The organism is Sphingopyxis sp. JAI128, from assembly GCF_014207235.1.
In the GTDB taxonomy this organism is placed as follows: domain Bacteria; phylum Pseudomonadota; class Alphaproteobacteria; order Sphingomonadales; family Sphingomonadaceae; genus Sphingopyxis.
The window spans coordinates 576,228-594,610 of the sequence record NZ_JACHDA010000003.1 but is presented as its reverse complement, the minus strand read 5'-3'; the positions used below and the strand labels follow the sequence as shown (position 1 = coordinate 594,610).

Sequence of the window (18,383 nt, the reverse complement as noted above, 5' to 3'; positions counted from 1 at the left end):
ACGATGCAGGGTGGGGGCAGCGACGGAGGGGAGACGAAGGCAGCCATGGACCAACCGCCAGTCGCGACAGGAAATGCGGGAAGCGATGCGCGCGACAAGACGCCGCGCACCGAGCGCGGCCGCCGGACGCTTCGCAAGCTGCTCGACGCGGCGGCGGTCGAATTCGGCGAGCGCGGCTTTCACGATGCATCGATCAGCGCGATTACGCGCCGCGCCGGCACCGCGCTCGGCAGCTTCTACACCTATTTCGATTCAAAGGAGGAGATCTTCCAGGCGCTCGTCCGCTACATGAGCGAACAGTTGCGCGACCATGTCACGCCGCTGGTGCAGGCGGCGCCCGACGAGATCAGCGCCGAACGCATCGGACTCGAATCCTATCTGGGCTTCGTGCGCGAGCATAAGGAGATTTACCGCATCATCGACGAGGCCGAATTCGTCGATTACGCCAGCTATCGCCGCCACTATGAAACGACCGTCGAGCGCATCCGGCAGCGCCTGGAGGCGGGCGCAGGGCGCGGCGAAATCCGCGCCGACGTCGGCGAGATCCACGCCTGGGCGATCGGCGGCATGAATGTGTTTCTGGGGATGCGCTACGGTCTGTGGGACACCGAGAGCGACATTTCCGAAATTGCCCGGATCGCGAATGACATGCTGGCCAATGGCCTGAAAAAGAAGGATTGAAGGCCCGGCCGCCAATTACAGGGATATGCGATGCCTTACGCTCAATCAGCGCGAATGACTTTTGCCAACATGCTCGGCACGCTCGAGCATCTTGTCGGCAAGGCGGTCGATGCCAAGATGCCGGACGATGTGCTTGCCGCAAAACTGACCGAGGATATGTTCCCGCTCGAGCTTCAGTTCCGCGTCGCTTTGAATCAAGTGCTTCTGGCCCTCAATCAAGTGGGTGGTACGGCGGTCCCGCTCGAAGAAACCACATATACCTCGCTTGCAGAGATTCGTCAGCGGATTGCCGCGGTCCGCGCGCTGGTTGATCAGGCCGACCCTGAGCGATGGGCCGACGCCGAAGCAACGGTCGATCTGACATTGCCAAATGGCGTGCGCTTTGTGATGTCTTCCGAAGAAGATGTTCGCGACTGGATAATGCCGAACTTCTATTTTCACGTGACGATGGCCTATGCCTTGCTGCGCGATGCGGGGCTCGCCATCGGCAAGATGGATTTCATGCCGCATATGGCCCGCCACAAGGTACCGGCCGCGGACTAGCCGCGGATCCGCTACGCTCCCGTCGCTCCCGTCCCTGTCGCCTGCGACTTCGGGACTCAGCCGCGCGCGATCAGGAAGATCGCATGTTCGGCCCGCCAGCTGGCGGCGGCGTCGCTGGCCGGCTTGTCGCCCGACAGGTGCCAGACGCGCTCGACCCGGATGCCCCTGTCGCGGACGAGGTCGCGAAAGTCGCTGACCGTGACATGGTGGATATTCGGCGTTTCGTACCACGCGACCGGCAGCAGCCGCGTCACCGGCATGCGCCCGCCCCACAAGAGCGCAAGGCGGATGCGCCAGTGGGCGAAATTGGGAAAGCTGACGAAGGCGCGCGGCGCGATGCGCAGCAGTTCGTCGACGACGCGGTCGGGTCGCTCGGTCGTCTGCAGCGTCTGCGACAGGATCGCATAGTCGAAGGCGTCGTCGGGATAGTCGGCAAGGTCGCGGTTCGCGTCGCCCTGCACCACCGACTGGCCGCGCGCGATCGCTGCGGTGACGTTCGCGGGGTCGATTTCGAGCCCGCGCGCGTCGACCCCCTTGCCCCGCAGTGCAACCATCAACTCGCCGTCGCCGCAGCCGACATCGAGCACACGCGCCGATGACGGCAGAGCGTCGGCGATGATCGCGAGGTCGGGGCGCAGCGCCATCAGAAACCCGATCCGAGCGCGCCGGCGACGAGGCGGTCGAGCGCGGGGACGTCGAGAAGGAAGCTGTCGTGGCCGAAGGGCGCCGACAGCTCGACGAAGCTCGCCGCGGCACCGACGCTTTGCAGCGCCTGGACGATCCGGCGCGATTCGGAGGTCGGATAGAGCCAGTCGGTATCGAAGCTGACGAGCGTGAAGCGCACGTCCTTCGCCGTCGCGAACGCGCCCGCGAGGCGCCCGTCGTGCGGGTCGGCGAGGTCGAAATAGTCCATTGCGCGCGTGATATAAAGGTAGGCGTTGGCGTCGAAGCGGTCGGTGAAGGCCAGCCCCTGATGCCGCAGATAGGATTCGACCTGGAAATCGGCATCGAAACCGAAACTCTTGATGTCGCGCGCCTGCAGCCGGCGGCCGAACTTCTCGGTCAGCCCTTCCTCGGAGAGATAGGTTATGTGCGCCGCCATGCGCGCGACCGCGAGGCCCTTGGTCGGGGCGCGCGCGCTGCCATAATATTGGCCGTCCTGCCAGTCCGGGTCGGCCATGATCGCCTGCCGCCCCACCTCGTGGAACGCGATATTCTGCGCCGAGTGGCGCGCCGCGCTCGCGATCACGAGCGCCGAGGCAAGCCGCTCGGGATAGGTCGCGGCCCAGGCGAGCGTCTGCATTCCCCCCATCGACCCGCCAACGACGGCGTGCAGGCGCGAAATACCGAGATGATCGAGCAGCATCGCCTGCGCGCGCACCATGTCGGTGATGGTGATGACGGGAAAGGCCATGCCGAGCGGAGCGCCCGTCGCTGCATCGGGGGTCGCCGGGCCGCTCGTTCCCATGCAGCTGCCCAGCACATTGGCGCAGATGACGTGGAAGCGGTCGGTGTCGATCGGCTTGCCGGGGCCGACCATGCGCGCCCACCAGCCCGGCTTGCCGGTCGCGGGATGGTCGCTCGCGACATATTGGTCGCCGGTGAGCGCATGGCAGATCAGCACCGCGTTCGACCTGTCGGCGTTGAGCGTGCCATAGCTTTGCCACGCGATCGTCACCGATGGCAGCACCTGTCCGCTGTCGAGCGGCAGCGGCGCGTTAATCGTCACGCCTTGATGCTGAATCTGGTGGAGCAGGCTCGCCATGATGCGCGCGGGGCTAAGCGGCCCGGCGGGGCGTGTCAACGTGCTGGACTAGGTGCTGGACTTGGGGCGCACAGCCGTTAAACGGCGCGGCATGACCAAAGCGACCCAGACCCTTACGCCCAAGCCGTGGATCGGCGGCATCGCTCCCTATGTTCCCGGCAAGTCCGCAGGTGCCGACGGGCGCCCGCTGATCAAGCTCAGCGCGAATGAAAATCCGCTCGGTACGGGCGAAAAGGCGCGCGCGGCATTCGCTGCCGTGCAGGCTGCGGCCGATGCGCTGTCGCGCTATCCCGATCCGGGCTCGACCCAACTGCGCGCTGCGATCGCGGCCAAGTTCGACCTCGACCCGGCGCGGATCATCTGCGGCAACGGCTCGGACGAATTGCTCCATCTCGCGGCGGGGACCTATGCGGGGGCGGGCGACGAGATCCTCTATGTGCGGTACGGCTTTGCGGTCTACGAGATCGCGGCGCGGCGCGTCGGCGCGGTGCCGGTCGAGGCCGACGACAAGGATTATGCGACCGACGTCGATGCGCTGCTCGCAGCGGTGACCGACAAGACGCGCGTCGTCTATCTCGCCAACCCCAATAACCCGACGGGCACGCTCGCGACATGCGAAGAGGTCGCGCGGCTCTATGCCGGGCTGCCCAAGAATGTGCTGTTCGTGATCGACCAGGCCTATTCCGAATATCTCTCGGAAGCCGAGGACGATGGCGGGCTCGAACTCGCCAAGACGCAGCCGAACGTGTTCGTCACACGCACCTTTTCGAAGATTCACGGGCTGGCCGCCGAGCGCATCGGCTGGGGCTATGCTGCGGCCGAAGTGATTTCGGCGCTGCACCGCATTCGCCTGCCGTTCAATGTCACGCGCGCGGGGCAGGCCGCGGCGGTCGCGGCGCTCGGCGATGCGGAGTTCGTCGCGCACAGCCGCGACCATAATGCGAAGTGGCGCGCGTGGCTCGCGGGCGAACTCGAAAGCCTCGGCAACCATGGCGTGCGCGTCATTCCGTCGGCGTGCAATTTCCTGCTCGTGCTGTTCGAGGGCGATACGAGCGCCGAGACCGTCTATAACCGGCTGATGGACGCGGGCTATATCGTCCGCTGGCTGCCCGGGCAGGGGCTGCCGAATGCGCTGCGCATGACGATCGGCACCGAGGATGAGACGCGCGGGCTCGCGGCGGCGATCCGCGCGGCGCTGAACGGCTGATGCCAAAAGCGTCGAGCGTCGATCGCGTCGCGGTCGTCGGGCTGGGCCTGATCGGCTCTTCGATCGCACGCGCGGTCGAAGAACGGCTGCCGCACGTGGCGGTCACCGGCCACGATGCCAGCGCCGAGGTGCGCACGCTCGCGCGCGAACTCGGGCTTTGCGAAACGATTGCCGACGATGCAGCCGCGGCCGTGGCCGACGCCGACCTCGTCATCCTTGCAGTTCCGGTCGGGCGCATGGCCGACGCGGCCGCAGCGATCGCGCCGGGATTGAAGGCCGGCGCGATCATCTCGGACGTCGGTTCATCGAAGGCGGGCGTCGCCGAGGCGCTGGCAAAGACGCTGCCCGATCATATCGTCATTCCCGCGCATCCGGTCGCGGGGACGGAGAATAGCGGACCCGCCGCGGGTTTTGCGACCCTGTTCGACGGCCGCTGGTGCATCGTCACTCCCGGCGCGGGTGCGCCGGGCGAAGCGGTGGCGGCAGTGACGGGCTTCTGGCAGGCACTCGGCGCGCGGGTCGAGACGATGGATGCGGCCCACCACGACATGGTGCTGGCGGTGACGAGTCACCTGCCGCACCTTATCGCCTATACGATCGTCGGCACCGCGAGCGAACTCGAAGAGGTCACCGAGAGCGAGGTGATCAAATATTCGGCGGGGGGTTTCCGCGATTTCACGCGTATCGCGGCGAGCGATCCGGTGATGTGGCGCGACGTTTTCCTCGCCAACAAGGATGCGGTGCTAGCAACCTTGCAACGCTTCAACGAGGATCTGACGGCGCTCCAGCAGGCGATCCGGCGCGGCGACGGTGCCAAGCTCGAAGACTGGTTCACGCGCACGCGCGCGATCCGTCGCTCGATCATCGAACAGGGTCAGGATGACGCGGCGCCCGATTTCGGGCGCAAGCATTAGTCCACCCGAATCAACTCCAACCTCCGATCGTATCGAGCGAAGTCGAGATACGCCTGCACAGCCCAAGCCTTCACGTGTCTCGAATTCGCTCGACACGAACGGGAATTAGGCGGCGGTGTAGCCTTCCAGCAACGCCTCGGGCGGGTTCAGCGCGTTGATCGCGCGCCAGACGCGCTCTTCGGCTTCTTCGCGCGGCAGACCCGCGGGGATGGTTTCGCCGACCTTATAGGTGATCGTGCCGGGCCATTTAACCCAGCGGCGCGGCGGATAGGCGATCCCGCTGTTCACCGCGACGGGGATCACCGGCACGCCGAGCAGGCGGTAGATGCCGGCAAAGCCCGAGCGCAGTGGGGGGGCCAGCCCGTGCGGGATGCGCGTCCCTTCGGCGAACAATACCAGCGGCCGGTTTTTGGCAAGCGCAGCCTTCGCGGCGTTCAGCATTGCGCGCATCGCCTTGCCGCCGCCGTCGCGATCGACGGGAATCAGGCCATAGAAATGCGCTGCCTGTCCCCAGACAGGGATATTGAAGAGCTGTTCTTTCGCAAAGACGGCCGGATGCTTGAACAGCCCCGGCTGCTCGATCGTCTCGAACGCGCCCTCATGCTTGAAGACATAGAGGACGGGCATGTCGGGCATATCGCCCTCGACGACGATCCGCTGGCCGAGCACGAAGCGACAGATCAGCCGGTGGAACTGCGCCCAGATACGCACGAACCAGATCGTCGCCTTATGCGAAACGGGCAGCGAAATCACCGCACCGATCGAACTGACGCTGCTCATCAGGACGAACAGCAGCCAGAAGAGGATCGAGCGGATAAGGGCGACGGTGTAGCGCATCGGCGCGCTTCTTAAAGGCCGAGGAGGCCGCCCGCCAGCCCCGCGAGATATTTATGATATTCGCGGAACAATGTCGCGAAATTGGGCTGGCTGCGCACGGCGTCGGGCAGGATCGTCACCGCGTCGCCGACCGCGCGGCCGATTTCATATTCGGCGCGGCGCATGTGCCAGTCGGTGGTGACCAGCCGGATGCTCTTATATTTGCGCCGCTGCGCCCAGGTTGCGACCTCAGTCGCGTTCGAGCGCGTATCCTCGGCCTCGAACCCCAGTGCGATGCAGCAGTCGAAAAGCGACACCGGACGCTTGTATTCGGCGGCGAGTTCGCGCGGCTTCACCTCGCGCGCGACGCCGCTGATGAGCAGGCGCTTGGCGTCGCCCGCCTCGAGCCGCTCGAGCGCGCGGTCGATGCGGCCGGGCCCGCCGGTAAGCACGACGATCGCGTCGGTCTTTTGCGCGCCTGCAGGTAAAGGCAACAGCAGCGCAAACCATGCGAAGCCGAGCACCCAGGCCAGGAACAACAGGGAGAACAGGCGCTTGATCATAGAATCTTCTTGAGCGCCGCGAGCAGGGTCTGGCGCGCGGTCAGGGCTGCGAGCGCGATAGCCAATAGCGGCAGCGCCAGCAATAGCACCCAGCCTGCGGGACCGAGCGACGCGGTCGTCGCGAGCCCCGCGGTGACCCCCGACCATTGCCAGCCGATCAGCAGCAGGATTGCCGCGGCGACAGCGCTGCCGAGCGCGATGCCATAAGCGGTATCGATCGCGATGCGGCGCTGGAACAGCCGCGTAATCTGGCGGTCGGTCGCGCCGATCAGGTGGAGCATCTCGATCGTCGGATAATGGGTGGCGAGCGCGGCGCGCGCGGTCATGATCACCACCGCCGCACTGGCGAGCGTCATCAGCACGACCATGCCGCCTGCGATCCAGGCGAGCGAACGGATCAGCCGCGCGACCGGGCCGAGCCATTCGGCATGCGGGATGACGCGCGCACCGGGCGCCTCGCGCGCCACGAGCGCCCGCAAGTCGCGTATATGGCCGCTGCGGTCCTCGCCCACGAAATCGATATCGACGAGCGCGGGCAGCGGAAGCGATTTCAGCACCGGGTCGTCGCCGCCCTCGCCGCTTCCTTCGCTGCCGAACCATTGACCGAGCGTCGCCCGGAGCTCCTCCTGTTCGACCGAGCGCGCGGAGCGGACGAAGGGCTGCGCGGCGGCCGCGCGGCGCAACGACGCGGCCTGCTGCGCGCGCGTGACGGGATTGGCGGTGACGATCTGCACCGTGACGCGCCCTGCGATCGCGCTCCCGATCGCATTGGCCGAGCGCGCGAGGCCCACGCCGGCGGCGGCCGCCAGCAGGGTCAGCATCATCAGGATCGCGATCACCCACGGTGTCGGGCCCGACAGGCGGCGATCGGGAAGCAGGCGGCGATGCTGGACCGGGACGCGCGGGATGATCATCGGTCAGGCCCGGTTCGCCGGCGGATAGCGCAGCGCGCCGGTCGGGTCGGACAGGCGCCCCTTTTCCAGCCGCATCATCTGGGCGTTTTCGATCCGGCTGATCAGGTGGATGTCGTGGGTCGCGACGACGACGGTGGTCCCGAGGCGGTTCAGCGCCTCGAACAGACCGAGTAGCCGCATCGCCATGTCGGGATCGACGTTACCCGTCGGTTCGTCGGCGACCAGCAGTTGCGGGCGGGCAATCACCGCGCGCGCGATCGCGACGCGTTGTTGCTCGCCGCCCGACAGCGTCGCCGGGCGCGCGTCGGCGCGATCGCCCAGCCCGATCCAACTCAGCATTTCGCCGACCGGCCCCGACAGATCCTCTTCGCCGACGCCCGCGACGCGCAAGGGCAACGCGATATTATCGCGCGCCGACAGATGCGGGATCAGGCGGAAGTCCTGGAACACGACGCCGATGCGGCGGCGAAAGCCGGGCAGGCGGTGGCGGGGCATTGCGACCAGATCTTCGCCGAACAGGCGCACGATGCCGCGGCTCGGCCGCTGCGCGAGATAGAGCATCTTCAAAAGCGACGTCTTGCCCGCGCCCGATGCGCCGGTGAGGAAATAGAAGCTGCCCGGCTGCAGGTTGAAGCTGATATCGCTGAGCACTTCGGCATCGGGGCCGTACCGCAGCCCGACGCCGTCGAATTCGACCATGGCGCCGCCGGGCCGCACGGGAGCCGCATCGGTCATGGCGTCGCGCGCGCGCGATCGTGCGCCTGTGTCGGGGCAAGGAACAGGGGCGCTGGTCCGCTCATTCCGCAGCCTGTCGCACGGCTGTCCACAGAGGACAAGCCGGGAGTGCGACGCAAGGCTTGCAACACCGCGAATCAGCGTGTTTAGAGGAACCCCATGATCCTCGCCTGCCCGTCCTGCCATACACGCTACGTCGTTCCCGATACGGCGATCGGCCCGACGGGTCGCACGGTGCGCTGTGCCAATTGCCGGCATAGCTGGTTTCAGGAGCCCGCAAACGCGCCGGCGGACAGCTTCGCCGCGCCTGCGCCGCCCGCGCCCGAACCGGGCGCAACCCCTGCGGCCTCCGCGCCCGAAGCGCCGCCGCGGCCCGCCACCGCCTATTCCGATCGTCCCGACCCCGCGCCGACTCCTGCGCATGCGCCGCGAAGCTTTGCTGCCGAACCCGCGCCGCGCGTTGTTCCGGCGGACGAGGAAGCCCCGCTGCCGTTCCGCCGCCCGCGCCGCAATCCGGCGAAGCGCTGGACGGCGATCGCCGCGGCTGCCGCGGTGTTGATGATCGGTGCGACCGCGGGCCTCGTCTATTTCGGGTTGCCCGGCTGGGCGCAGGGGCTGGGCCTGCCCGGCACGACCGCCGAACCCGACCTTGTCATCGAACTGCCGCCCAACCAGGACCATCGCGAGCTGGCCGACGGCACGATCTATTTCGCCGCGTCGGGCGTCATCATCAACCCGACCGACCGCGAACAGCGCGTTCCGCCGATCCTTGCCGAATTGCGCGATGCGCAAGGCACGATCGTCTATAGCTGGACGATCAAGCCGCCGGTGCGGATGCTGCCGCCCAACGAAAAGGTCAATTTCAGCGAGGCGAAGCTCGACATCCCGCGCCGGGCGACGCAGCTGACCGTCAGCTGGGCCCTCCCGAAAGGGTGATATTCCTGATCTAGGGCTTGGCGTCGCGGCGTTACAGGCTGAGCGCGGCGGCGAAGGAAAGCAGAAAGCTGGTCAGCGTCGCGACAATGATCGGCGCGAAACTGCGCCAACCCTGATCGAGCAGCAGGTGCAGCCGCGCCTTCATCGCGGTGGCGACGATCGCGAGCAGCAGTAGCGCCTGCGCGCCGCCAGCGGCAGCCTCCTGCGCCTGCCGGGGAATCGCGATCAGCGAGTTGGCCGCGGCAACGGCGAGAAAGCCGAGGATGAACCAGGGCAGGCGTAGCGGGATGCGCGGCTTGCCGTCACGCTCGCCGCTCCGCCCAAGCCAGAGCGCGACGAGCATCAGCATCGGCGCGAGCAGCGCGACGCGCGTCAGCTTGACGATCGTCGCGACCTCGCCGGCTTGCGGTGAAAAGGAAAAGCCGCCGCCGATCGCCTGCGCGACGTCATGGATCGACGCGCCGATCAGGAAGCCCGCCTGCGCATCGGTCAGCCCGAACTGCGCCGCGAGGACCGGATAGAGCGTCATCGCGAGCGCGCTGGCAACGGTGATGCCGACGAGCGTCAGCGTGAAGCGCGCTTGGTCGACACGCCGGTCGCCGATCAGTGAATAAAGCGCAAGCGCCGCCGACGCGCCGCAGATCGCGGTCGCGCCGCCGGCGAGCAGCGCGGCGTGACGGTCCTGCGCGAACAGCCGTGCGCTGGCGACGGTCACGACGATGACTGCAAGCATGATGAGGACGAGCAGCGCAAAGGGCAGCGGCCCCAATTCGGCCAATTGTTCGGCGGTGATCCGCGCGCCGACGAGCACGATGCCGATGCGCAGCGCGGTCTGTGACATCAGATCGAGCCCGGCATGGGTGCGCTGGTCCTGCGACAGGAACGACAGGGCGAGGCCGATCAGCAAACCCATCAGGACGATCGGCGCCGCATAATGATCGGCGAGCCACGCCGCGGCGAGCGCGGCGATGGCGGTGACGAGCGCGCCGGGCAGATAGTCGCGCGCGCGCCGTCGCGCGGGCGGATGCGCTTCGAGCTGCATTTCGCCGTACAGGTCGGCGGCCATCGGCCATCTTTGTTCGATCGGCGTCATTTCGGTTCCCTCCGCCCGCGCGTCGGCACCGCTTTGCATATCCGTGCGCGACGGTCGATAGCCCATTGCTGGCGGGGCAAGGGCTTGCTAGAGGGCCCCCTCTATCAGCACCCGTAGCTCAGCTGGATAGAGCGCTGCCCTCCGAAGGCAGAGGCCAGGGGTTCGAATCCCTTCGGGTGCGCCATACTCCTGCTCTCTGCAGTGAACCCGACCGGCGACCGACCGCGTAGCGCGCTCGCGCAGCGGTCACCTGTAAAGCCGGTCGATCATCCGGCCAAGCTGGAGCGGGAGGTCGATGTCGGCGTCGATTTCCTGAAATCGGCGTTTCAATTCGGCGAGCCTGAGGAGAGAGGCCTCGTCGGCGGCCCCGTTTCCGTCAGCCCGATCCGCGCGAAAAACGAGTTCGAGCACGATCATCCGGACGATCTCGGCCAGGACCGGCAGGCGCATTTCGCGAAAACCCGCCCGTGCCGATCCCCAACTGAGGATTTCGGCGGCGGGGGGCATCGTCATCCGGTCGCTACCGGCCATGATCGATATCACCAGCGCCGTGTTCCAGATCAGCCTCTCTTCATCCGTCAGCGCGCCGTCCCCATGCTCTGAAATCTTGTCCGCGATCGACCGCAGCACTGTATGGGTCCGGTCCGGATGAGGGGCAGCGACGTCGATGCGCCGTCCGGCGCTGGGCGGCCCAGCGGGCGCAAACCGCCCGGCAAGCAAGCCGATCAACATAGGGCGCACGCCAAATCCGGCGGATCGGCAAGCGCCGGATCCGCAAGAGCCGGACAGAATGGCGGCTCCTTGCCGCCGATGCGGTTGCCTTGGCTAATCATGCGGGTATCGCGCGATCTTGTTTAGGGCGGCAGGCGCGACATCGGCGGCTGCAACCGCCGATCCGACCAGAATCAGCGTTGGCGCGTCGGCTGCGAACGCGCCGGTCGCCAAATCGAGCAGGTCGAGCCGCGTCGCAAGCCGACGCTCGTCGGGGGCGCTGACATGGCAAGCGATCATGACGGGCGTGGCACCGGCCATGCCGGCGCGCATCAGGCCGCGCATGATTGCCCCGGCCGCGCCGCGCCCCATGTAGAAGGCGAGCGTCGAGCCACCATGGGCGAGCGAAGTCCAGTCGACGTCGAGCGCCGCGCCGCGCTTGCTGTGCGCAGTGACGAAGCGGACGTCGCGCGCCACGCCGCGCAGCGAAAGCGAGATGCCCGCGGAAGCGGCCGCGGCGCAGGCGGTCGTAATGCCGGGGCAGATGCGAACGCGAAAACCCGCGTCGCGCAGCGCCGCCAACTCCTCCGCCGATCGGCCGAAAATCGACGGGTCGCCTCCCTTTAGCCGGAGGACGCGTTTGCCGGCGGCGGCCGCCTCGACAAGCAAGGCATCGATCGCGCGCTGATCCTTCGAATGGCGGCCTGACCTTTTGCCTACACTGACGCGCTCGGCCCGATGGGGAATCAGGGCAAGGACTCCCGTGCCGACGAGCGCGTCGTGGAAGACGATGTCCGCGCGCTCGATCAGCCGCACCGCCTTCAGGGTGAGCAGTTCGGGATCGCCGGGGCCGGCGCCGACGAGCCAGACGGTGCCGGGCGCAAAATCGTCAGGCTGCATGGCTGGTCTCCTCGGTCAGGATGCGCGCGAGCGCAGGACGGCACGAGCCGCAGTTGGTGCCCGCACCGATGGCACCGCCGATCGCGGCCACGTCCGTGAGGCTCTGATCGCGGATCGCGGCGACGATCGTCTTGAGCCCGATATCGAAGCAGACGCAGATGATCGGGCCGCGGTCGGCCTGTAGGCCGGGCGCGCGGCCGGCGAGCAGAGTGGGGGCGACGTCGGGGGCCGAAAGCTGGGCGATCAGCCAGTCGCGCGGCGGCAATTCACCGCTTTCGGTCACGAAAAGCGCACCCGCGAGACGGCCGTTCGCTACGATGGCGACCCGCCGCGTGCCGCGCGCCGAATCCTGCGCCTCGATGCGCTCGCCCTTCGGGAGCAAGGTTTCGATCGATCGGCAGTCGTCGTTGCCCGCGATCTCCCACATCACGCCCGCCGGCACCGCGACGCGCGTCGCCCAGAGGCAGCGCGGCGTTTCGGGCAGTTCGCGCGCGAGAAGCAGAAAGCCGCGCCATTTGGGGGTGACTGCGGCGATCGACGCCGGGGTGCGCTTGAAACCCGGCTGGCCGGAGACGGGATCGACGAGCGGGCGGGGGAGGAGCCCGGTGCGGCCGCCGCTCGCCGTGCGGTCGGTCCAGTGGATCGGGACGAACAATTCTCCGGGGCGCTGACCGCGGTGGAAGGCGACGCGATAGAGGCTGTCGCCCTGCGGCGTATCGACGCGCGCAAGCCCGCCGTCGGTCAGGCCGAGGCGCGCGCCGTCGTCGGGGTGGACCTCGACGAGCGGCTCCTCGCGATGGCGCGCGAGTTTGGGGGCGAGGCCGGTGCGCGTCATACTGTGCCACTGGTCGCGGTAGCGGCCGCTGTTGAGCGTCAGCGGCCATTTGGCGAGCGGTTCGGGCAGCGGCTTCTGCGCCACCGGAACCAGCCGCGCGCGGCCGTCCTCGGTCGAAAAGCGGCCGCCGGCGAAGGGGTGCTCGCCGCCCCAGCGAAAGGGTTCCATTGCGTCATAGGCGGCGTTGCCGCCGAGCGCCGCGCCGGGCAGCGCGAAGAGCCGCGCGCCGTCATTGTCGTAATTCGACAGGCGGCAATGTTCGCGCCAGATGTCGGCCGGGCGATCATAGGAAAAGGCGGTCTTCCAGCCCATCCGCCGCCCGACTTCCTTGACGATCCACCAGTCGGGCATCGCCTCGCCGGGGAGCGGGAAGAGCGCGCGCTGGCGACTGATCGTGCGGTCGCTGTTGGTAACGGTGCCGTCCTTCTCGCCCCACGCCGCGGCGGGCAGGCGGACATGTGCGAAGGCGCCGGTGTCGGTCTTTTCGATGACGTCGCTGACGACAAGGAAGGGGCATGTTTTCAGCGCGTCGCGCACGGCGTTGGCATCGGGCATCGATACGGCCGGGTTGGTCGCCATCACCCACAGCGCCTTGATCCGGCCTTCGCCCATGGCGCGGAACAGGTCTACCGCCTTCAGCCCCGGCTTTTCGGCCATCGTCGGCGACGCCCAGAAACGTTGCACGCGCGCGCGGTTCTCGGGCGCGAAATCCATATGCGCGGCGAGCGTGGACGCGAGCCCGCCGACCTCGCGCCCGCCCATCGCATTGGGCTGGCCGGTGATCGAGAAGGGGGCGGCGCCCGGCTTGCCGATGCGGCCCGTCGCGAGGTGGAGGTTGGTGATCGCGTTGACCTGATCGGTGCCCGCTGTCGACTGGTTGATACCCTGGCTAAACAGTGTGACGGTGCGCGGATGGGAGGCAAACAGCTCGTAGAAATGCCTGAGGTCGGCGGCGGGGACATCGCAAATGCGCGCCACTGACCACAGGTCATTCCCCTCTCCAGGCTGGTCCCAGAAATCCGCCGGAACGGCGACATGCGCGGCTAGATAATCCTCGTCGACAATACCGGCGTCGCGGCAATGCTGGAGCAGGCCAGCCATCAGCGCGACGTCGCTGCCGGGACGGATGGCCAGATGCAGATCCGCCTCTTCGGCGGTTTCGGTGCGGCGCGGGTCGATGACGACGAGCTTCGCGCCGGCCTCACAGCGCGCGCGGATGCGTTGGTAGATGATCGGGTGGCACCAGGCGGTGTTCGACCCGACCAGGATGATCAGGTCGGCGGCGTCGAGATCGTCATAGGTGGCGGGGACGATGTCTTCGCCGAACGCCCGCATATGCCCTGCAACCGCGCTCGACATGCAGAGGCGCGAATTGGTGTCGATGTTCGCGGTGCCGATAAAACCCTTCATCAGCTTGTTCGCGACATAATAATCCTCGGTGAGCAATTGTCCCGAGACATAGAAGGCGACGCTGCCGGGGCCGTGACGCGCGATCGTGTCCTTGAAGCGCTTGGCGACGAGGTCGAGTGCCTTGTCCCAACTTGCGCGCTTGGCGCCGATCATCGGATGCAGGAGGCGGCCCTCGAGCCCGACCGTCTCACCAAGATGCGTGCCCTTCGAGCAGAGGCGGCCGCGGTTGGCGGGATGGTCGGGGTCGCCCGCGATCTCGACGCTCCGCGCGCCCGTCACCGTCGCACGGATGCCGCAGCCGACGCCGCAATAGGCGCAGGTGGTGCGGACTGCATCGGCCATCAGGCCGCGGCCTTCAACGTGCTCGCCCGGCATATCAGCACGCGCCCACCGTCGATCTTGACCGGCACCGTCGGCGTGCAGCCCTTGTCCTCGCCGAGCGCCTCGCCGGTCGACAGGCTGATCCGCCAATTGTGCAGCGGACAGGCGACCGCGCCGCCGTGGACTATGCCCTGGCTGAGGCGGCCATGCTTGTGCGGACAGCGGTCGAGGAGCGCGAAGACCTTGCCCTCGGCGGTGCGGAAGACGGCGATGTCGTCGCCGCCCGCGACCTGAACGGTGCGGCTGCCGCGCACGGGAATCTGGTCGATCCAGCCGATGTCGAGCCATTCTGCTGTGGTCATGCGATTTCCTTTTGCGGAGTAAAGCGCGCCATCGGCGCATGATGCTCGGCCTCGGCGCCTTCGGCGCGCTGCGCCCAGGGGTCGTCCTGACTGAAGCTCTGTGAAAAGAGGAAGCGTGCGCGCAGCGCCTCGCGGCCGGGCGCATCATCGACGATGCGTGCCTTGATATGCTCAAGCCCGACGCGCTCGATCCATGGCGCGGTGCGTTCAAGATAGCGCGCTTCCTCGCGGTAGAGCTGGATGAAGGCGGCGCAATAATCCATCGCCTCCTGCTCGGTCGCGACCTTGCAGAGCAGGTCGGTGGCGCGGACGTGGATGCCGCCATTGCCGCCGACGTGCAGCTCGTAACCGCTGTCGACGCAGACGACGCCGAAGTCCTTGATCGTCGCCTCGGCACAATTGCGCGGGCAGCCCGACACGGCGATCTTGAACTTGTGCGGCATCCAGCTGCCCCAGCTCATCCGTTCGAGCTTGACGCCGAGCCCGGTCGAATCCTGCGTGCCGAAGCGGCACCATTCGGACCCGACGCAGGTTTTCACCGTGCGTAGTGCCTTGCCATAGGCGTGGCCCGACACCATGCCCGCGGCATTGAGGTCGGCCCAGACCGCAGGCAGATCCTCCTTCTTGATCCCGAAGATGTCGAGCCGCTGACCGCCGGTCACCTTGACCATCGGGGCATTATATTTCTCGACGACGTCGGCGATCGCGCGCAGCTCGGTCGGATTGGTGAGCCCGCCCCACATGCGCGGGACGACCGAATAAGTGCCGTCCTTCTGGATGTTGGCGTGCAGCCGTTCGTTGACGAAGCGGCTTTGCTGGTCGTCAACATATTCGCCGGGCAGCGCGCAGAGCAGATAGTAATTGAGTGCGGGACGGCAGGAAGAACAGCCGTCGGGGGTGGTCCAATGCAGCTTCTGCATCACCTCGGGGATCGAGCGCATGCCCTGCGCGACGATTTCGCGGCGGACATCGTCGTGACCGAAGCTGGTGCATTTGCACATCGTCTTGGGCCCTGCCTGCACATCGTCGCCGAGCGTCAGCGCCAGGATATTTTCGACGAGGCCGGTGCACGAGCCGCAACTGGCCGACGCCTTGCAGCTGCCGCGCACCGCGTCGAGGCTGTGCGCGCCCTTGGCGATGCACGAGACGACCTGGCCCTTGGTAACGCCGTTGCAGCCGCAGATTTCCGCATCATCGGAAAGCGCCGCAACGGCGGCCTTAGGGTCCGCCGCGCCGCCTCCCGCGGCGAAGGCCTGGCCAAAGATCAAGAGGTCGCGAAGCTGCGACACATCCTCCTGCTTTTTCAGCAGGTCGAAATACCAGCTGCCATCGGCGGTATCGCCATAGAGCACCGCGCCGACGATGCGGTCGTCCTTGACGATGACGCGCTTGTAGACGCCGCGGCTCGCGTCGCGCAGGACAATGTCCTCGCACCCGTCGCCGCCCGAAAAATCGCCCGCCGAAAAAACGTCGATGCCGGAGACCTTGAGCTTGGTCGAGGTGACCGAGCCGCGATAGCCGCTTGGTTGTTCGACCAGCCCGTCGGCAAGGCTGCGACACATGTCCCACAGCGGCGCGACGAGCCCGTAAACCTGCCCATCATGTTCGACGCATTCGCCGACTGCCAGAATATGCGGATCGCTGGTGACCATATGGTCGTCGACCTGAATGCCGCGTCCGACCGCGAGGCCCGCGTCGCGGGCGAGCACGACCGAGGGGCGGATGCCCACCGCCATGACGACGAGGCTGGCGGGGATCAGCGTGCCGTCTTTCAGCTTCACCCCCTCGACCTTGCCGTCACCGACGATCTCGGCGGTGTCGGCGCCGGTCAGAATCGTCTGTCCGCGCTCTTCGAGCGCGTTCTTGAGCAGCCAGCCTGCCGCTTCGTCGAGCTGGCGTTCCATCAGCGTCGGCATCAGGTGGAGCACCGTGACCTTCATGCCGCGCAGCGATAGGCCGTGCGCGGCCTCCAGTCCCAGCAACCCGCCGCCGATCACCACCGCGTCGCCGCCGGCATCGGCCGCGGCGAGCATCGTGTCGACATCGTCCATGTCGCGAAAAGCGATCACGCCGGGTAAATCCTTGCCCGGCACGGGGATGATGAAGGGATCGGACCCGGTGGCGATCAGCAGCCGGTCATAGGATTCGGTCAGCCCGCCGCGCGTCGTCACGGTCCTGGCGGTGCGGTCGATCGCGACCACCGGATCGCCCGCGACGAGCGCGATGCCATTGGCGTTGTACCAATCGGCATCGTTGATGACGATGTCGTCGAAACATTTCTCTCCCGCCAGGACGGGAGAGAGCATGATGCGGTTGTAATTGACGCGCGGTTCAGCGCCGAAAATCGTCACGCGATACCGGGCGGGATCGCGCGCGAGCAGTTCCTCGACCGCACGGCATCCGGCCATGCCGTTGCCGATGACGACCAGATGGTCGCGGGTATCGGCCTCCGGCGAGAGGGGACTATGTTCCATCAAAGCGTCCAATCGAGTTGCAGCCAAAGCTTGTCGGTGTTGGTGGCGAAACCTTTGGCGCGATAATGGGCGTAGCGCGCCGAAGCGGCGACCTGGCCCAGCTTCGCGCTCGCCAGAAGGTCGATCTCGTCGCCATAGGATCGCGAAGCGCGATCGCTGCGGAAATCATGGTAAATCGCTTGCAAGGTCAGGGCTTTCAGCGGTCCCACCGCCTTCCAGCCCCAGCCCGCACTCGCATAAAGGTCGCGCACGCCATCGGGCGGGGTGACAAGGAATTTATCGGCCCAACCCTGAAATTTGAAGCCGGTGGCGAGCGGCGTTTGAAAGCTGGTAAGCGCGGTGCCGTCACTGGCACCCAGCACCTCATAACCCACCCCCAGACGCGGCCCGCCGAAATCGGCCGCAACGTCGGCGAGATAATAGTCGGCGCTGTAATCATTGGGATTGCGATGCCAGTCCGACTGCCGCGCATAGCTTAACTGATAGGCGAGCTTTGCGGTGCCGAGCGAGGGCGATCCCTGCAGGCGGACGCCATAGCTTTGGCTCGACAGGCGGAAAGCCTGTACCGCCGCCTCGTCCTGATCGACGAGATAAGCGAAAGTGGCCAGCTTTCCCACGGGGGTTTCGATACTGAGGTTGCCGAAGACATTGTCGCCCGACACCGCCTGTTGCCGGGCGCCGCCGCCGTCGATGCCCCAGATGGTGCGGACACTCCACACATAGGCGAGGTCGGCCTTCACGCCCTTGGCCGGTGTGATTTCGGCGCGCACAGCATCGAAGCTCTGCCCATTCTGGCGAAAGCCGACGCCGCCGACAAAGCGCTCATCGTCGAAGCCCAGGCGCTGGCGTCCGGCGGTGATCGCGAAGGCGGGCTGGCTGTACCGGATCTGCGCGCGGGCGAGGGCGATATTCTGGGGATCGGCGACCAGCGGGCGGGTCGCCGCGCCGTCCAGCCCGTCGAAATAATGATCGACGATCGCCAGATTGCCCTGGCTTTCGACCAGCGCCGACCATCCTCCCGCCTTTGCCTCGACCCCGGCGCGCAGGCGCAGGGTCAGGGCATCGGCGTTGGCGGACAGGCCGTCCTGATCGACCAGTTCATAGCGGAGGCGGGCTTCGCCGATCGGCGTCAGGACGATGTCCTCGGCGTGAGCGGCCCCGGCCGGCGCGAGCGCCAGCAGGAGGATGAGCGTGCGGTTCATG

Annotated in this window: 18 protein-coding genes and 1 tRNA gene; 6 read left to right on the top strand and 13 right to left on the bottom strand. The window is 67.0% G+C overall.

Annotation, left to right across the window (positions count from 1 at the left end; all coding sequences use genetic code 11):
- Nucleotides 1-45: 45 nt before the first annotated feature.
- On the top strand, nt 46-681 hold the full coding sequence (locus HDC35_RS10265; RefSeq protein ID WP_184646298.1) for a TetR/AcrR family transcriptional regulator: 636 nt from the start codon (nt 46-48) through the stop codon (nt 679-681).
- A gap of 54 nt (nt 682-735) precedes the next feature.
- Nucleotides 736-1,224 carry a DUF1993 domain-containing protein gene (locus tag HDC35_RS10260; RefSeq protein ID WP_260397647.1) on the top strand — a complete coding sequence of 163 codons (489 nt, stop codon included), beginning with the start codon at nt 736-738 and terminating at the stop codon, nt 1,222-1,224.
- Nucleotides 1,225-1,280: 56 nt separating this feature from the next.
- Here HDC35_RS10260 and metW read toward each other — a convergent pair whose 3' ends face one another.
- Together metW and HDC35_RS10250 are read right to left on the bottom strand one after the other, a co-directional pair.
- Nucleotides 1,281-1,868 carry a methionine biosynthesis protein MetW gene (gene metW, locus HDC35_RS10255; protein WP_184646294.1) on the bottom strand — a complete coding sequence of 196 codons (588 nt, stop codon included), beginning with the start codon at nt 1,866-1,868 and terminating at the stop codon, nt 1,281-1,283.
- Nucleotides 1,868-2,989, bottom strand: coding sequence for a homoserine O-acetyltransferase (locus HDC35_RS10250; RefSeq protein ID WP_184646567.1), 1,122 nt, complete (start codon nt 2,987-2,989; stop codon nt 1,868-1,870). Before HDC35_RS10250 ends, metW begins: the two co-directional genes overlap by 1 nt.
- 91 nt (nt 2,990-3,080) lie before the next feature.
- Between HDC35_RS10250 and hisC the strand changes: the two genes are divergently transcribed.
- Nucleotides 3,081-4,196, top strand: a complete 1,116-nt coding sequence (gene hisC / locus HDC35_RS10245; protein ID WP_184646292.1) for a histidinol-phosphate transaminase — start codon at nt 3,081-3,083, stop codon at nt 4,194-4,196.
- Nucleotides 4,196-5,110 (top strand): prephenate/arogenate dehydrogenase family protein, encoded by a 915-nt coding sequence (locus HDC35_RS10240; protein ID WP_184646290.1) that lies wholly within the window; start codon nt 4,196-4,198, stop codon nt 5,108-5,110. The genes hisC and HDC35_RS10240 overlap by 1 nt, the downstream gene beginning before the upstream one ends.
- Before the next feature lie 105 nt (nt 5,111-5,215).
- Here the strand turns inward: HDC35_RS10240 and HDC35_RS10235 are convergent, their stop codons facing one another.
- The 4 genes from HDC35_RS10235 to ftsE are packed head-to-tail and all read right to left on the bottom strand — an operon-like array spanning nt 5,216 to nt 8,138.
- The gene (locus HDC35_RS10235; RefSeq protein WP_184646288.1) at nt 5,216-5,947 is read right to left on the bottom strand and encodes a 1-acyl-sn-glycerol-3-phosphate acyltransferase; all 732 of its coding nucleotides are present in this window, start codon (nt 5,945-5,947) and stop codon (nt 5,216-5,218) included.
- Nucleotides 5,948-5,958: 11 nt separating this feature from the next.
- On the bottom strand, nt 5,959-6,489 hold the full coding sequence (locus HDC35_RS10230; protein ID WP_184646286.1) for a YdcF family protein: 531 nt from the start codon (nt 6,487-6,489) through the stop codon (nt 5,959-5,961).
- On the bottom strand, nt 6,486-7,403 hold the full coding sequence (locus HDC35_RS10225; RefSeq protein ID WP_184646284.1) for an ABC transporter permease: 918 nt from the start codon (nt 7,401-7,403) through the stop codon (nt 6,486-6,488). The genes HDC35_RS10230 and HDC35_RS10225 overlap by 4 nt, the downstream gene beginning before the upstream one ends.
- A 3-nt stretch (nt 7,404-7,406) precedes the next feature.
- Nucleotides 7,407-8,138: a cell division ATP-binding protein FtsE gene (ftsE, locus tag HDC35_RS10220; RefSeq protein WP_184646282.1), complete on the bottom strand. Its 732-nt coding sequence runs from the start codon at nt 8,136-8,138 to the stop codon at nt 7,407-7,409.
- Nucleotides 8,139-8,297: 159 nt separating this feature from the next.
- On the opposite strand from ftsE, the gene HDC35_RS10215 reads away from it, so the two are divergent.
- The gene (locus HDC35_RS10215; protein WP_184646280.1) at nt 8,298-9,074 is read left to right on the top strand and encodes a zinc-ribbon domain-containing protein; all 777 of its coding nucleotides are present in this window, start codon (nt 8,298-8,300) and stop codon (nt 9,072-9,074) included.
- Between the two features lie 31 nt (nt 9,075-9,105).
- Here the strand turns inward: HDC35_RS10215 and HDC35_RS10210 are convergent, their stop codons facing one another.
- A complete protein-coding gene (locus HDC35_RS10210; protein ID WP_184646277.1) occupies nt 9,106-10,167 on the bottom strand; it encodes a YeiH family protein in 1,062 nt (353 codons plus the stop codon).
- A 107-nt stretch (nt 10,168-10,274) separates the two neighbouring features.
- Between HDC35_RS10210 and HDC35_RS10205 the strand changes: the two genes are divergently transcribed.
- Nucleotides 10,275-10,351, top strand: a tRNA-Arg gene (locus tag HDC35_RS10205).
- A gap of 62 nt (nt 10,352-10,413) precedes the next feature.
- Here the strand turns inward: HDC35_RS10205 and HDC35_RS10200 are convergent.
- From HDC35_RS10200 to HDC35_RS10175, 6 genes are all read right to left on the bottom strand, one after another.
- A complete protein-coding gene (locus HDC35_RS10200; RefSeq protein WP_184646275.1) occupies nt 10,414-10,797 on the bottom strand; it encodes a hypothetical protein in 384 nt (127 codons plus the stop codon).
- Nucleotides 10,798-10,992: 195 nt separating this feature from the next.
- Nucleotides 10,993-11,778, bottom strand: coding sequence for a uroporphyrinogen-III C-methyltransferase (cobA, locus tag HDC35_RS10195; protein WP_184646273.1), 786 nt, complete (start codon nt 11,776-11,778; stop codon nt 10,993-10,995).
- Entirely contained in the window at nt 11,768-14,365 is a 2,598-nt protein-coding gene (locus HDC35_RS10190; RefSeq protein ID WP_184646271.1) for a nitrate reductase, read from the bottom strand. Before HDC35_RS10190 ends, cobA begins: the two co-directional genes overlap by 11 nt.
- Nucleotides 14,365-14,706 (bottom strand): nitrite reductase small subunit NirD, encoded by a 342-nt coding sequence (nirD, locus tag HDC35_RS10185; RefSeq protein WP_184646269.1) that lies wholly within the window; start codon nt 14,704-14,706, stop codon nt 14,365-14,367. Before nirD ends, HDC35_RS10190 begins: the two co-directional genes overlap by 1 nt.
- Nucleotides 14,703-17,180, bottom strand: coding sequence for a nitrite reductase large subunit NirB (gene nirB / locus HDC35_RS10180; protein WP_184646267.1), 2,478 nt, complete (start codon nt 17,178-17,180; stop codon nt 14,703-14,705). Before nirB ends, nirD begins: the two co-directional genes overlap by 4 nt.
- Entirely contained in the window at nt 17,180-18,382 is a 1,203-nt protein-coding gene (locus tag HDC35_RS10175) for a hypothetical protein (RefSeq protein WP_184646265.1), read from the bottom strand. The genes nirB and HDC35_RS10175 overlap by 1 nt, the downstream gene beginning before the upstream one ends.
- Between the last annotated feature and the right edge of the window lies 1 nt (nt 18,383).

Excerpts from the sequence above, each read along its gene's own strand:
- HDC35_RS10265 (WP_184646298.1), top strand. The coding sequence starts at position 46 with ATGGACCAACCGCCAGTCGCGACAGGAAATGCGGGAAGCGATGCGCGC.
- HDC35_RS10260 (WP_260397647.1), top strand. The coding sequence starts at position 736 with ATGACTTTTGCCAACATGCTCGGCACGCTCGAGCATCTTGTCGGCAAG.
- metW (WP_184646294.1), bottom strand. The coding sequence starts at position 1,868 with ATGGCGCTGCGCCCCGACCTCGCGATCATCGCCGACGCTCTGCCGTCA.
- HDC35_RS10250 (WP_184646567.1), bottom strand. The coding sequence starts at position 2,989 with ATGGCGAGCCTGCTCCACCAGATTCAGCATCAAGGCGTGACGATTAAC.
- hisC (WP_184646292.1), top strand. The coding sequence starts at position 3,081 with ATGACCAAAGCGACCCAGACCCTTACGCCCAAGCCGTGGATCGGCGGC.
- HDC35_RS10240 (WP_184646290.1), top strand. The coding sequence starts at position 4,196 with ATGCCAAAAGCGTCGAGCGTCGATCGCGTCGCGGTCGTCGGGCTGGGC.
- HDC35_RS10235 (WP_184646288.1), bottom strand. The coding sequence starts at position 5,947 with ATGCGCTACACCGTCGCCCTTATCCGCTCGATCCTCTTCTGGCTGCTG.
- HDC35_RS10230 (WP_184646286.1), bottom strand. The coding sequence starts at position 6,489 with ATGATCAAGCGCCTGTTCTCCCTGTTGTTCCTGGCCTGGGTGCTCGGC.
- HDC35_RS10225 (WP_184646284.1), bottom strand. The coding sequence starts at position 7,403 with ATGATCATCCCGCGCGTCCCGGTCCAGCATCGCCGCCTGCTTCCCGAT.
- ftsE (WP_184646282.1), bottom strand. The coding sequence starts at position 8,138 with ATGACCGATGCGGCTCCCGTGCGGCCCGGCGGCGCCATGGTCGAATTC.
- HDC35_RS10215 (WP_184646280.1), top strand. The coding sequence starts at position 8,298 with ATGATCCTCGCCTGCCCGTCCTGCCATACACGCTACGTCGTTCCCGAT.
- HDC35_RS10210 (WP_184646277.1), bottom strand. The coding sequence starts at position 10,167 with ATGACGCCGATCGAACAAAGATGGCCGATGGCCGCCGACCTGTACGGC.
- cobA (WP_184646273.1), bottom strand. The coding sequence starts at position 11,778 with ATGCAGCCTGACGATTTTGCGCCCGGCACCGTCTGGCTCGTCGGCGCC.
- HDC35_RS10190 (WP_184646271.1), bottom strand. The coding sequence starts at position 14,365 with ATGGCCGATGCAGTCCGCACCACCTGCGCCTATTGCGGCGTCGGCTGC.
- nirD (WP_184646269.1), bottom strand. The coding sequence starts at position 14,706 with ATGACCACAGCAGAATGGCTCGACATCGGCTGGATCGACCAGATTCCC.
- nirB (WP_184646267.1), bottom strand. The coding sequence starts at position 17,180 with ATGGAACATAGTCCCCTCTCGCCGGAGGCCGATACCCGCGACCATCTG.
- HDC35_RS10175 (WP_184646265.1), bottom strand. The coding sequence starts at position 18,382 with ATGAACCGCACGCTCATCCTCCTGCTGGCGCTCGCGCCGGCCGGGGCC.